This window comes from Kitasatospora sp. NPDC036993 (assembly GCF_055607525.1).
Genome location: NZ_JBVJRP010000019.1, coordinates 47,932 through 61,333 on the forward strand (window position 1 = coordinate 47,932; position 13,402 = coordinate 61,333).

The 13,402-nt window shown below is 73.3% G+C and carries 9 protein-coding genes; 8 read left to right on the forward strand and 1 reads right to left on the reverse strand.

Annotated features, from left to right (window positions below):
- Positions 1 to 134 precede the first annotated feature (134 nt).
- From ACZ7C5_RS31575 to ACZ7C5_RS31585, 3 genes are read left to right on the forward strand one after another with little or no spacing between them, the layout of a single operon-like run.
- Positions 135 to 899: an SDR family NAD(P)-dependent oxidoreductase gene (locus ACZ7C5_RS31575; RefSeq protein WP_470323987.1), complete on the forward strand. Its 765-nt coding sequence runs from the start codon at positions 135 to 137 to the stop codon at positions 897 to 899.
- A 19-nt stretch (positions 900 to 918) separates the two neighbouring features.
- Positions 919 to 1,371: a MerR family transcriptional regulator gene (locus ACZ7C5_RS31580; protein WP_470324034.1), complete on the forward strand. Its 453-nt coding sequence runs from the start codon at positions 919 to 921 to the stop codon at positions 1,369 to 1,371.
- Between the two features lie 52 nt (positions 1,372 to 1,423).
- On the forward strand, positions 1,424 to 2,959 hold the full coding sequence (locus ACZ7C5_RS31585) for an AMP-binding protein (RefSeq protein WP_401079649.1): 1,536 nt from the start codon (positions 1,424 to 1,426) through the stop codon (positions 2,957 to 2,959).
- On the opposite strand, the gene ACZ7C5_RS31590 is transcribed toward ACZ7C5_RS31585, so the two are convergent.
- Positions 2,952 to 3,728 carry a helix-turn-helix transcriptional regulator gene (locus ACZ7C5_RS31590; protein WP_470323988.1) on the reverse strand — a complete coding sequence of 259 codons (777 nt, stop codon included), beginning with the start codon at positions 3,726 to 3,728 and terminating at the stop codon, positions 2,952 to 2,954. The genes ACZ7C5_RS31585 and ACZ7C5_RS31590 overlap by 8 nt on opposite strands.
- A 183-nt stretch (positions 3,729 to 3,911) precedes the next feature.
- On the opposite strand from ACZ7C5_RS31590, the gene ACZ7C5_RS31595 reads away from it, so the two are divergent.
- The 5 genes from ACZ7C5_RS31595 (at position 3,912) to ACZ7C5_RS31615 (ending at position 13,388) form a co-directional block, all read left to right on the forward strand.
- Positions 3,912 to 4,730, forward strand: a complete 819-nt coding sequence (locus tag ACZ7C5_RS31595; RefSeq protein WP_401079645.1) for a TIGR03084 family metal-binding protein — start codon at positions 3,912 to 3,914, stop codon at positions 4,728 to 4,730.
- A gap of 479 nt (positions 4,731 to 5,209) precedes the next feature.
- Entirely contained in the window at positions 5,210 to 5,905 is a 696-nt protein-coding gene (locus ACZ7C5_RS31600) for a TenA family transcriptional regulator (protein ID WP_401079643.1), read from the forward strand.
- Between the two features lie 85 nt (positions 5,906 to 5,990).
- Positions 5,991 to 7,187 carry a cytochrome P450 gene (locus tag ACZ7C5_RS31605; protein ID WP_470323989.1) on the forward strand — a complete coding sequence of 399 codons (1,197 nt, stop codon included), beginning with the start codon at positions 5,991 to 5,993 and terminating at the stop codon, positions 7,185 to 7,187.
- A gap of 152 nt (positions 7,188 to 7,339) precedes the next feature.
- A complete protein-coding gene (locus ACZ7C5_RS31610; protein WP_470323990.1) occupies positions 7,340 to 12,163 on the forward strand; it encodes an amino acid adenylation domain-containing protein in 4,824 nt (1,607 codons plus the stop codon).
- 16 nt (positions 12,164 to 12,179) lie between these two features.
- Positions 12,180 to 13,388, forward strand: coding sequence for an MFS transporter (locus ACZ7C5_RS31615; RefSeq protein ID WP_401079637.1), 1,209 nt, complete (start codon positions 12,180 to 12,182; stop codon positions 13,386 to 13,388).
- Positions 13,389 to 13,402 lie beyond the last annotated feature (14 nt).

Genomic DNA, 13,402 nt, shown 5'->3' on the forward strand with positions numbered 1-13,402 from the left:
GTGTTCCCCCCTGGGTGGTCACCGTGCGGTGCGACCCTACTGACAGCCGGTCGGCCCGGTCGCCGGGGCCACGGGCCCCGCCCGCCCGCGCCCGCTTGACCCTGCCGCTGGCGGCAGGGTCGGAGAGTGGGCGCATGAGCGACGAGAGCGGGACGCGGAACCGGGTCGTGGTGGTCACCGGGGCCGGAACGGGGATCGGGCGGGAGACGGCGCGGGCCTTCGCGGCCGAGGGGGCACGGGTGCTGGCGGTGGGGCGGCGGCCCGAGCCGCTGGCCGGGACGGCGGCGGCGTACCCGGCGCTGATCGAGCCGCTGGCCGCGGACGTGACCGGACCCGGTGCGCCGGAGGAGATCGTCCGGGCGGCGCTGGAGCGGTTCGGGCGGCTGGACGTACTGGTCAACAACGCCGGGATCGTGCAGAACCGGCAGCGGCTCGGCGACTTCGACCGGGCGGGTGTCGAGACGCTGCTGGCCACCAACCTGGTCGCCCCGGTGCTGCTCGGCCAGGCCGCGCTGCCCGCGCTGGGCGAGAGCCGGGGCGTGGTGGTCAACGTCAGCACCGCCGTCGGGCAGCGCGGCTGGCCGGGCAACTCGGTGTACGCGGCGAGCAAGGCGGCGCTGGAGACCGTCACCCGCGGCTGGGCGGTGGAGCTGGCGCCGCGCGGGATCCGGGTGGTGGCGGTGGCACCGGGAGCGATCGACACCCCGATCGGCGACCACTCCGGGTACGGCCCCGAGCAGCGGGCGGCGATCCGGAAGTGGCAGATCGAGCACACCCCGCTGGGCCGGATCGGCCGCCCGGCGGAGGTGGCCTGGGCGATCACCCGACTCGCCTCGCCGCAGGCCTCGTTCGTGACCGGCGTAGTGTTCCCGGTCGACGGCGGCGCGCTGGTGGGCTGACCGGGAGGGACGGGTGGCGGTGCGGATCGGTGAGCTGGCGGCCCGGACGGGCAGTACCGCGCGGGCCCTGCGGCACTACGAGCAGGCCGGGCTGATCGACTCCGGGCGCGCGCCGAACGGCTACCGCGAGTACGGCGAGCCGGCGGTCGTCCGGGTGCGCAACATCCGCGCGCTGGTGGCCGCCGGGCTCACCCTGGAGGACATCGAGCCGCTGCTCGGCTGCCTGGACGGGGACGTGCTGGCGGGCCGGCCGTCGGAGCGGGTGCTGGGGATCGCCCGGCGGCGGCTGGCGGTGCTGGAGCGCCGGATCGCCGCCCAGAACGAGGCCAGGGACCGGCTGGTGGCGGCGCTGGCGGCGGCCGGGGCGAGCGCGGACGCCGGGCACGCGGACGTCGGACGCGCGGACGTCGGACGCGCGGACGTCGGACGCGCGGACGGGGCGGGCACGGACGGGCTGGGCACGGACGGGTGACACCCCCGATCGGGGGTGTGCAGGGGCAGGACCGGAGAGGACAGTGGGCCCCATGCAGATTCCACTCTCCGTGATGGACTTCCTCGACCGGGCCGAGCTGGTCTACGGCGACCGGGTCGGCATCGTCGACGAGCCGGTGCAGCCGGCCGAATCCTGGGGCGAACTGAGCTACCGCCGGGTCGCCGAACTGGCCCGGGCCCAGGCCGCCGGGCTGGACCGGCTGGGCGTCGGGCCCGGCGAGCGGGTCGCGGTCGTCTCGCACAACTCGGCCCGGCTGCTGACCTCCTTCTTCGGGGTGAGCGGGTACGGCCGGGTGCTGGTGCCGGTGAACTTCCGGCTGAGGGCCGAGGAGGTGTCGTACATCGTCGAGCAGAGCGGGGCCTCCGTCCTGCTGGTCGACCCCGAGGTCGCCGACGCCCTGAACGGCGTGGTGGCCGAGCACAGGTTCGTGCTCGGCGCGGACAGCGACGCCGTGCTGTACGACTTCGACGGCACCCCGCGGCGGTACGCGGTCGACGAGAACGACACCGCCACCGTCAACTACACCAGCGGAACCACCGCCCGCCCCAAGGGCGTTCAGCTCACCCACCGCAACGCCTGGCTGAACGCGACGCTGATGGCCCTGCACTACGGCGCGAGCGACCGGGACGTCTACCTGCACACCCTGCCGATGTTCCACGCCAACGGCTGGGGCATGCCGTTCGCGCTCACCGGCCTCGGCGCCCGGCACATCGTGCTGCGCAAGGTGGACGGCGCGGAGATCCTGCGCCGGGTCGAGCGGCACGGGGTGACCTTCCTGTCCGGCGCGCCCGCCGTGGTCCAGATGGTGCTGGACGCGGCCGCCGACTGGGACGGCCCGGTGCCGGGCCGGGACCGGGTCCGGATGATCGTGGCCGGCGCCCCGCCGCCGACCTCGGTGATCCAGCAGGTCGAGGAGCAGCTGGGCTGGGAGTTCATGCAGCTCTACGGCCTGACCGAGACCTCCCCCGTGGTCACGGTCAACCGCTCGCGGGCCGAGTGGGACGTGCTGCCCGCCGCCGAACGGGCCGAGAAGCTGGTGCGGGCCGGCGCCCCGGCGCTCGGCACCCGGCTGCGGATCGACCCGTCCGGCGAGGTGCTGGTGCGCTCCAACACCGTGCTGGACGGCTACTGGCAGCAGCCTGGGGCCTCGGCCGAGGCGCTGCGGGACGGCTGGTTCCACACCGGCGACGGCGGCACCCTCACGGACGGCCAGCTGACCATCTCCGACCGCAAGAAGGACGTCATCATCAGCGGCGGGGAGAACGTCTCCTCGATCGAGGTGGAGGACTGCCTGTACGACCACCCGGCGGTCGCCGAGACGGCGGTGATCGGGGTGCCGCACGAGAAGTGGGGCGAGACGGTGAAGGCCCTGGTGGTACTCAGGGAGGGCCACGAGGCGGTCACCGAGGCCGAGTTGATCGCGCACTGCAAGCAGCGGCTGGCCGGCTACAAGTCGCCCACCACGGTGGAGTTCCGGGACGCCCTGCCGCGCACCGCCACCGGGAAGCTCCAGAAGTTCCGGCTGCGCGAGCCGTACTGGGCCGGGCGGGACCGCCAGGTCAACTGAGCAGTCCCGACTCCTTGGCCGCGAGGGCGAGTTCGGTCCGGTTGCGGACGCCGAGCTTGTGCATCGCGGACTTGAGGTAGCCCGTCACCGTGTTGCAGGTCAGGCCCAGCCGGGCGGCGATCTCGGGGTTGGTCCTGCCGGTCGCCGCCCAGCGCAGCACCTCGTGCTCGCGCGGCGTCAACGGCGGTACGGGGGCGGCCTTCCCGGGCCGGTCCCGGCTCCAGGCGGCGGCTCCGGCGAGCGCCCTGGCCGCCGCCCTCGTCAGCGTACCGACCGCGGATATCCGCACGTCCCCGAACGGGACGACGGCGCGCAGCGAGGCGTACACCACTCCGTGCACGGTGCCGCCGTCGATCAGCGGGACGGTGAGCATCGCGTACAGGTCCTCGGCGGCCACAGCCGCGTCGTAGTGGTGCGAAATGGTGGTCGCCGCACGGTAGTCGGGCACCCAGGTGGGCGCGCGTTCGGCGAGTGCCCGGCCGCCGAGGCCGAGCCCGGCCGGGACGGGCACGTCGTGCAGCAGGTCGGCCCTGGTGCCGGCCCAGTGCCGCAGCACCATGCCCTCGCTGCCCGGGCGGCTCCCCGGCAGCGGCTCGGGCACCCCGACCAGGCCGACGTCGGCGCCGCACTCGGACACCACCCGGCGGGCGAGGTCGCCGAGCACGGCGTCCCGCACCAGCTCGGCGGCGCGCACGGCGAGTTCGGGGTCGTCGGGTTGCGCAGCGTCGTCGACGGGGTGCGCAAGGTGGGGGTCCGCAGCCCTGGTCATCGCGGCATTGTCACACGCGGCGGGGCCGGTGGCGAGAGTCCTGACATGCGTGTTTCGTGGAGTGGCGGACGCCGGTGACGCGCCGGGCGTAGGGTGCGGCGATACACTACCGACGGGTAGCAACTGCCCCGTCCGGACGGGAACCCCGGCGCGGGAGGGCAGCCGACGACCGAGGGGAAGCCGATGACCGATCCGAAGGCCCCGGGTGACGTCCTGAGCGGGCTGCTGGCGGACCTGCGGGCCGAGAGCACGGTGCTGGACGACCTGGTCACCGGCCTGCCGGCCGGGGATTGGGCCCGCTCGACGCCCGCCGAGGGCTGGACGGTGGCGCACCAGATCGCCCACCTGGCCTGGACCGACGACTGGACGGCCCTGGCCGCGCGCGACCCCGAGGGCTTCGCCGCCTCGCTCGGCGGGCACTTCACCGAGCTGCTGTCGGCCGGCGCCGACCCGGTCGAGGAGGGCGCCCGCGAGGGCGCGGCCACCGGGCCCACGGCCCTGCTCACCCGCTGGCGGGCCGGGCGGGAGGCGGTGCTGACGGCGCTCTCCGCCGCCCCGGCCGACGCCCGGCTGCCCTGGTTCGGCCCGCCGATGAAGCCCGCCTCGATGGTGACCGCCCGGCTGATGGAGACCTGGGCACACGGCCAGGACGTCGCGGACGCGCTCGGCGTCACCCGCGAGCCCGGCGACCGGCTGCGGCACATCGCCCGCCTGGGGCTGCGCACCCTCGGCTTCGCCTTCGGCCTGCACGGGCTGCCCGCGCCCGGACGCCCGGTCCGGCTCGAACTGACCGCGCCCGACGGCGGGTCCTGGTCCATCGGCCCGGCCGGGGCCGAGGACGTGGTGACCGGCCCGGCCCTGGACTTCTGCCTGCTGGTGACCCAGCGCCGCCACCGGGACGACCTCGCCCTCACCGCCACCGGGCCGGTCGCCACCGCCTGGCTCCCGATCGCCCAGGCCTTCGCCGGGGCGCCGGGCAAGGGGCGGCGGCCCGGGGCGTAGTCCGGCCGCAGGCCCGGGGCACGGCGCTGACCGAGTTCTGGGGCGACGGGGGCAGCCAGGACGTCTGGTACACCGTCCGCCACACCGACCTGCGGATCTTCGACCTGGACGACCAGCCGGCCTTCTGACCCCGGCCGGCCCGCACCGCCCTTCGGGAGAGGCGGCGGACCGCACCGGAATTCGCCGTTTCCACAGAAGTTCGACGCCCCCGGCACCCGGTACTCACATTCGAGTACCGGGTGCTCCCGTGCGGGCACCCGGCGTCACCGCGGATACCGGCCGGGCCCGAATCCCGATTTCCGCCGCGGGTAGTCGTGGTGACTACACCGGATAAGCCTGAAGTTTCTGTCTCCGTTCGACCACCGCGCCAATACTGGTCCCCGGTGCGGGGGAACTCGCCGTGGGCGAGCCGCCCGGTCCCGCACCTTTATCGGGAATCCCGGACGGTGCGGGCCGGCCTCGAAAAGGAGACGAATACCATGACCGTCGAAATCGCTGGATCGATATCCGACCGACTCGTCGGAAGCGAGGCGCACCGCGCCTTCGTCGACCACGAGTTCTTCAGGCAGGTGCACAGCCGCGACCTTTCGCACGAGCACGTGGAGACCTTCCTCGGCCAGTGGTGGCACCCGCTGCACTACTTCCCGACCTTCCTCGCGCGCTGCATCTCGGTCCTGCCCGACATCGAGTCCAAGAGCGCGATCACCCGGATCCTCTCGCAGGAGGCCGGTGCCCGGTCGGCCAGGGCCGCCCACGAGGTGATCTACGCCGACAGCATGGAGAAGGCGGGCTACGACCACGGGACGGTGACCGGTTCCGCGCCGTTCGCGGAGACCGCCGCGCTGCTGGCCTGGTACGAGAAGTGCTCGGCGGACCGGTGCTCCGCGCTCGGCGGCATCTTCGCCACCGAGGTCACGGACCTGCTGATGGTCTCGGCGATCGGCGAGGCGGTCACCCGGGAGTCCGGCACGGAGCGCAACGCGTGGGTCGACATCCACGTCACCCAGGAGCCCGACCACGTCGACCAGGCGACCAACGCCCTGTTCTCGGGACTCACCCCGGAGCAGGAGCAGGCGGTCCTCGACTCCGCCGAGGAGATGTGGCGTCACTGGACCGCGTTCTTCGACCGGCTGGCCGTCGAGACCGGGATGATCGCGCCTTCCGTCCGGTCCTAGCGAAGTGACCGCCGTGGATTCCGTCATCGCCGACGCGGTTCGTACCGCCCTGCGACCGGCACCCACCACGCGAAGGAGCTGACACGTGGCCTCGCCCGCCATCACCGGGTTGACCGATCCCCATCTCTATTCCCACGGCGATCCGCATGCCGTCTGGACGCGACTGCGCAGGGAACGCCCGGTCTCCTGGCACGACGAACCGGATCACGAGCCGTTCTGGGCGGTCACGACCTATGACGAAGGCCTTGCCGTCCTGAGCGACTGGAAGCGGTTCAGCTCGGCCGGGGGAACGTTCCTGCGGCCCAACCTCTCCGACCCGTACCCAGGTGCGGGGGTGATGATGACGCTGTCCGACCCGCCCCGGCACGACGTGCTCCGGAAGGCCGCCGCCGCGCTCTTCACGCCCAAGGCGGCCGCCGGATTCCGGGCCAGGGCGACGGAGGTGTCGCGGTCCCTGCTGCGCGGTGTCGTCGATGCCGGCCCCCACGACTTCGTCAACGACGTCGCGGCGCGGTACCCGTTGCAGGTCATCGCCGGCCTGCTCGGTGTCGAGGGCGAGGACGTGGAGCGGGTCGCCGGCTTCACCGAAGCGGCCGTGGACAACATCGCGGACCTGGACGGGATGGTCTCGCACCAGGCGCACCTCGAAGTGCTCGCCTACTACGCCGAGTTGATCGAGGAGCGCAGGGCCCGGCCGACGAACGACGTGGTGTCGGCGTTCGTCCTCGCCCAGGCGGACGGGCTGGACATCACCGACGACGAGATCATCCTGACCTGCGACAACCTGGCTGTGGCGGCCGGGGAGACGACGCGCCAGGTGCTGTCCGGCGGTCTGCTCGCCCTGCTCGACAACCCGGCGCAGCTGGCCGCGCTGCGCTCCGGGGCGGTCCCGCTCCGGTCGGCCATCAACGAACTCGTGCGCTGGACCACGCCGGTGAACCACCTCATGCGCACCGCCGTGGTCGACACGCCCCTCGGCGACGTCGAGATCAGGGCCGGTCAGGCGGTGAGCGTGTGGCTGTCGTCGCTCAACCGGGACGAGACCGTGTTCGACCGGCCGACGGAGCTCCGGCTGGACAGGAACCCCAACCCGCACGTGAGCTTCGGCGGCGGTCGCCACTTCTGCATCGGCGCACCGCTGGCCAGGCTGATGACCGGGGTCTTCCTGGAGGAGACGATGCGCGGCGTGGCGAGGATCGAGCTGGTCGGTGAGCCGCGGCGCAAACCGTCCTACGTCACCAACAGCCTCGAATTCCTGCCTTTCTCGTTCCATTCCGAGTGACCGGGATCCGACCGGCCCGACCGGACTCTTTCCAGGAAATGTCCGACCGGTCAGAAGCATGAACAGCCGCCGGATTCGGCCGGCACCGTGTTGCACCGCACAAGGGGGCGTCAATGTCCGTGTATCACGACTCCACGAGGGAGCGATCGGGAATGGACCCGAGAACCGATCTCGTCCGGTCGATGTTCGCCGATCTCCTCGGCCTCCCCGCGGTGGCTCCGGACGACGACTTCTTCGAACTGGGCGGTCAGTCGCTGCTGGCCTCCCGCCTTCTCGGCCGGTTGCGTGCCGCCTTCGGGGTCGACGTCACCGCGCGGGATTTCTTCGCCTCGCCGACCCCGATCGGTCTGACGGGCAGGCTCGACTCGTACCGGACGACACGTCCGCCCGTCGAGCCGAGGCAACGGCCCGCGCAGGTCCCCCTGTCGTACGCCCAGCAACGGCTCTGGTTCCTCAACCAGGTCGACGGTGGCGGGGCCGGCTACAACATCCCGGTGGCGATGTGGCTGTCGGGCGAGCTGGACCGCGACGCCCTCCGCCACGCGGTGCGCGACGTGATCTCCCGGCAGGAAGTCCTCCGGACGGTCTTCCCGGCCGAGTCGGGCACGCCGAGGCAGGAGGTCCTGGAGGTTCCCGGCCTGGCCACCGTCCTTCCGGTGGTCCACGTCGAGCCCGGCGAGGCGCCGGAGGCGGTCCGGCGGCGCGCGGCCGAGGGCTTCGACCTGACCGTCGACGCGCCGCTGCGGGCGTGCCTGTTCGTCCTCGGCCCGCGGGAGCACGTCCTCCTGCTCTCGTTCCACCACATCGCGGTCGACGGCTGGTCGTTCGAGCCGTTGCGGCACGACCTGTCCGCCGCCTACCGCGCCCGGCTGGCCGGTGCGGCTCCGACGTGGCCGGACCTGCCCGTGCGGTACACCGACTACGCCCAGTGGCAGCGGGAACTCGCCGAGGACGACACCGACGGGATGCTCGCCAGGCAGCTGGGCTACTGGCTGACGGCGCTCGAGGACCTGCCCGCGCAGATCGCCCTGCCCGCCGACCGCCCCCGCACCGCCGCCGCCGGCTACCGCGGCGGACGCGTGCCCTTCCGTCTCGACGCGGACCTGCACCGGCGGCTCACCGATCTCGGCCGGGAGCACCAGGCGACGCTGTTCATGCTCCTGCACGCGGGCCTCGGCGCCCTGCTGACCAGGCTCGGCGCGGGCACCGACCTGCCGATCGGCGCACCCGCGGCCGGGCGTACGGACGCGGCGCTCGACGACCTCGTCGGATTCTTCGTCAACACGCTGGTGCTGCGTACCGACACCTCAGGCGAGCCGACCTTCCGTGAGTTGGTCGAGCGCGTCCGGGCGACCGATCTCGCCGCGTTCGACGCGCAGGACGTGCCGTTCGAGCACGTGGTCGAGGCGCTCAACCCGGTTCGTTCGCTCGGCCTGAACCCGCTCTTCCAGGTGATGCTCGCGGTGCAGACGCACGTCGATCCCGCGCTCGACGCGCCCGGCGTCGTCTCCCGGTTCGACCCCGTCGACATCGGGGTGTCCCGGTTCGAACTGTTCTTCTCGGTCGAGGAACGGCGATCCGCCGACGGCACGCCGTGCGGGATCGACGGAGTGGTCGAGTACTCCGCCGACCTGTACGACCGGGGCACCGTCGAGGCCGTGGCCGAGCACTTCCGCCTGGTGCTGGCGCAGGCCGTCTCCGATCCGGACCGGCCGGTCTCGCGGGGCGAACTGCTGTCCGCGGCCGGCCGGCACCGGGTGCTGACGGAGTGGAACGACTCCGCCCGGTCCCTTCCGGCCGCCGACCTGGTGACCCTGCTCGACGACCAGGCCGCACGGACACCGTCGGCCGTCGCCGTCGTCACGGACACCGCGAGCGTCACGTACGCGGAGCTCCACGCCAGGGCGAACCGGCTGGCCAGGGAGCTGATCAGCCGGGGCGCCGGCCGGGAGCGCGTCGTCGCGGTGCTGCTGGACCGGTCCGTGGACCTCCTGGTCGCGCTGCTGGCCACGGTCAAGGCCGGGGCGGTCTACCTGCCGGTGGATCCGGACTACCCCGACGAGCGGCTCGGTTTCATGGTCGGGGACGCCGCGCCGGTGGTCGTGGTGACCCACCGCGAGCACGCCCACCGGGTGCCCGGTGCCCTGGTCGTCGACTCCCCCGACGACACGGCGCGGATCGAGCGGCACCCGGCGACGGCGCTCACCGGGGACGAACGTCCCCCCTCCGACCCCGCCGCCGCGGCCTACCTGATCTACACCTCCGGCTCGACCGGCCGGCCCAAGGGCGTGGTCATGCCCGCCGCCGGTCTGCTCAACATGCTGTGCTGGCAGGCGGACCGCGCCACGGGGAGCGCCGACGGCGTCATCGCGCACCTGGCGAGCGTGGGGTTCGACGTGTCCCTGGAGGAGACCCTGCCCGCCCTGATCAGCGGCGGCACGGTCGCGATTCCCGAACCCGACGTGCGCACCGATCCGGTACGGCTGGTGCACTGGCTGGACCGGCACCGGGTGACCATGGTCATCGCGCCGAACCTGATGATCGACAGCATCTGCTCGGCCGCCGTCGCCGAGGGCCTCGACCTGCCCGCGCTCACCGACGTCGCGCAGGCGGGATCGGCCCTGATGCTGAGCGAGGACATGCGGACGCTGCTGGGCGGTCCCGTGGAGCGCAGGCTGCTCAACTACTACGGTCCGACCGAGACGCACGCCGTGAGCATGCTCGCCCAGCCCGGCCGGGAGGCCGCCGAGGGACGGTCCACGGCCGTTCCGATCGGCCGTCCGGTGTGGAACCAGCGGGTCTACCTGCTGGACGGGGAGTCGCGACCGGTCCCGCCGGGAGTGGTCGGCGAGATCTTCGTCGCCGGTGACGGCGTCGCCCGCGGCTACCTGGCCAGGCCAGGACTCACCGCGGAGCGGTTCCTGCCCGATCCGTTCGCGGGCACCGGTGCGCGGATGTACCGCACGGGCGACCTGGCCCGGTGGACCGGCGACGGCACCCTGGTCTTCGCCGGCCGGGCCGACCACCAGGTCAAGATCCGGGGCTACCGGGTCGAACCGGGAGAGGTCGAGGCGACCCTGCTCGAACACCCCGACGTGGCGCAGGCGGTCGTGACCGCCGTCGAGCCGGTGCCGGGGGACGTCCGGCTGGTGGCGTACGCGGTGGGGGTGGACGGCACCCGGCTCGTACCGGCGCGGTTGCGGCGCTACCTCTCCGATGCCCTTCCCGCGTTCATGGTACCGGCGTCGTTCGTCGTGCTGGACCGGATGCCGGTGAACGCCAACGGCAAGGTGGACGCGGCGGCACTGCCGGCACCGCAGTGGACGGCCGGCGGCCGTGCCCCGCGCACCCCGCAGGAGGAACTGCTGTGCCGGCTGGTCGCCGACGTGCTGAAGATCGCCGAGGTCGGGGTCGACGACGACTTCTTCCAGCTCGGCGGGCACTCGTTGCAGATCGCCAAGCTGGCGAGCCGGGTGCGTTCGGTGCTGGGCGTGGCCCTGCCGGTGCGGGTGATCTTCGAACGGCAGACCGTCGCGGGCATCGCCAACGCCATCGACGAGCTGGCGCCGAACAGGCCGCCCGCCAGGGTCATGCGCCGCCCGGAGCGCGTGCCGCTGTCCTTCGCGCAGCGCCGGCTGTGGTTCGTCGAGCAGCTGGAGACGTCGGCCGGGCACGGTTCCGCCTATCACCTCCCCTCGGCCTTCTCGCTGACCGGCGAGCTGGACGCGACCGCGCTGCGAGCGGCCATCGGTGACGTGATGACCAGGCACGAAAGCCTGCGGACCGCGTTCCCGGTGTCCGGCGACGAGCCGTGGCAGCACGTCCTCGACCCCGGGAGCCCGGTGCTGACCACCGTGGACTCCTCGGAGTCCGGGATCGCCGACGCGATGACGTCCGAAGTGGACCGCCGGTTCGACCTCGCGGGCACGCCGCCGCTGCGGGCGGTGCTCTTCCGGCTCGGCCCCAGCCGGCACGTGCTGCTGATCTGCCTGCACCACATCGCCACCGACCACTGGTCGATGCGGCCGCTGCTGCGGGACCTGTCCACCGCGTACGCGGCCCGGCGCGCGGGCAGCGCACCGCGGTGGACGCCGCTGCCGGTCCAGTACGCGGACTACGCGCTGTGGCAGCGGGAGGTCCTCGGCGCCGACGGCGGGGCCGCCACGAGCGAGGTGGAGTACTGGACCGGGCAGCTGGCCGGCCTGCCCGAGCCGCTGGAGCTGCCGCTGGACCGGCCTCGCCCGGCCGTGCGCGGCCACCGCGGCGGGACCGTGCACTTCGAGCTGGACGCCGATCTGCACGCCGGCCTCGCGCGGTTCGCCGGCACCGGACGCGCCAGCCTGTTCATGGCGCTGCAGACGGCGCTGGCCGGTCTGCTCACCCGGATCGGCGCGGGTACCGACATCCCGATCGGTGCGCCGATCGCCGGCCGCAACGACGACGCGCTCGACGACCTGGTGGGCTTCTTCGTCAACACCCTGGTCCTGCGCACCGACACCGGTGGCAACCCGACGTTCGGCGACCTGCTGGCACGGGTGCGCGAGACCAACCTGGCCGCGTACGCCAACCAGGACGTGCCGTTCGAGCGGCTGGTCGAGGCGCTCAAGCCGACGCGCTCGTTGAGCTACAACCCGCTCTTCCAGGTGACGCTCACGTTGCAGAGCGCTGGCGAGGCCGCGCTCGACCTGCCCGGCGTTGCGGTGACCAGGCGTCAGATCGACGTACAGACGGCCAAGTTCGACCTGTCGTTCTCGTTCACCGAGCGGCGCGGCGCCGACGGCAGCCCCGAAGGCATGGCCGGCCTGGTCGAGTTCGCCGACGACGTCTTCGACCAGGAGACCGTCGTGGCACTCACCCAGCGGCTGGTCCAGGTGATGCGTGCCGCGGTGGCCGATCCGGCGGCCCGGCTCGACACCGCCGACGTGCTGCTGCCCAGCGAGCGCGAAGCGCTGCTCAGCGGCGCGATGCCCATCTGAGATGAGGAGACAGCACGTGCAGGACACCGCCAGCCCACCGGTGAACGCGCCGGCCAAGCCGCTGCGGCACAATCCGATCTGGTTGCGGTGGCTGGCCGCGGCATCCCTGGCCAGACTGCCGCAGACCGCGCTTCCGGTCGCGCTGGTGCTCACCGCGCACGAGATGACCGGGTCCTTCGTGGGCAGTGGACTGCTCAGCGGCGCGAGCGCGATGACCTACGCGCTGTGCGCCCCGTGGCGCGGCCGGCAGATGGACCGGGCCCTGCTGCCCCGCGCCCTCGGGTGGTCGCTGCTCGCCGCGACCGCCGGGCTCGTCGCCACGTCGGTCGCGGCGGCCGCGGGGGCTCCCCTGTGGCTGCTGCTGGTGTTCGTCGTGCTGGCCGCGTCCGCCGGCGCCGGGGTGGGCGGGGCCTACCGGTCGGTCCTGCCCCACTTCCTCCCCTCCGCGCAGCTCTCCCGGGCGTACGCGGTCGACGCGGTCGCGGTGCAGGTGGCCTGGATCGGTGGTCCGGCGCTGGCGGCCGTGGTCGCCGCCGCGGTCGGACCGCAGGCCTGCATCGGCGTCGTGGCCGCCGTGACGGCCGCGGGCGCCCTGCTCAGCTGGACGCTGCCGAGGAGGGAACCGGGCAGCCCGGCGCAACAGCGCTCCTCGGTGCGCGCGTTGCTCGCTTCGCTGTGGGCGCCGCTCGTGCTCAACGCGGGGATCGGGATCAACCTCGGCGCGCTCGACGTGTCGCTGCCGGCCCTGATGACCAGCCACGGCTCGGCCGCGACGAACGGCGGCCTGGTGCTCGCCGGCCTCTTCGCCACGAGTGCGGTCAGTGGTTCGGTCTACGCCGCGTTGCCGTCGACGAACCCGTTGCGGAAGGCGCGGACCCGCACGGTGGCGTGCGCACTGATCGCCGTGTACGGCGCCGTCCTGGCGGGCGCCGCCGCGGCACCCTGGCTGTGGCTCGCCGTCGCCTGTTTCCTGGTCGCCGGAGTGGCCTTCGCGCCGGGCGACAGCGCGGTCATCCTGCTGGTCCCCGAACAGGCTCCGCCGGCGCGGCTGGCGGAGGCGTTCGGATACTTCTCCGCCATCGGCTACGTGGGCATAGCGCTCGCCAGCCCGGCGGCCGGCTGGCTCGTGACGCGGTTCGGCGCCGGGGCGGGTCTGCTCCTGGCGGCACTGGCACCGCTGGTCGCGGTCGTGGTGGTGACGACGACTCGCGTCGGGCGGACATAGAGATGTCCGATCGC

Excerpts from the sequence above, each read along its gene's own strand:
- ACZ7C5_RS31595 (WP_401079645.1), top strand. The coding sequence starts at position 3,912 with ATGACCGATCCGAAGGCCCCGGGTGACGTCCTGAGCGGGCTGCTGGCG.
- ACZ7C5_RS31575 (WP_470323987.1), top strand. The coding sequence starts at position 135 with ATGAGCGACGAGAGCGGGACGCGGAACCGGGTCGTGGTGGTCACCGGG.
- ACZ7C5_RS31610 (WP_470323990.1), top strand. The coding sequence starts at position 7,340 with ATGGACCCGAGAACCGATCTCGTCCGGTCGATGTTCGCCGATCTCCTC.
- ACZ7C5_RS31590 (WP_470323988.1), bottom strand. The coding sequence starts at position 3,728 with ATGACCAGGGCTGCGGACCCCCACCTTGCGCACCCCGTCGACGACGCT.
- ACZ7C5_RS31600 (WP_401079643.1), top strand. The coding sequence starts at position 5,210 with ATGACCGTCGAAATCGCTGGATCGATATCCGACCGACTCGTCGGAAGC.
- ACZ7C5_RS31585 (WP_401079649.1), top strand. The coding sequence starts at position 1,424 with ATGCAGATTCCACTCTCCGTGATGGACTTCCTCGACCGGGCCGAGCTG.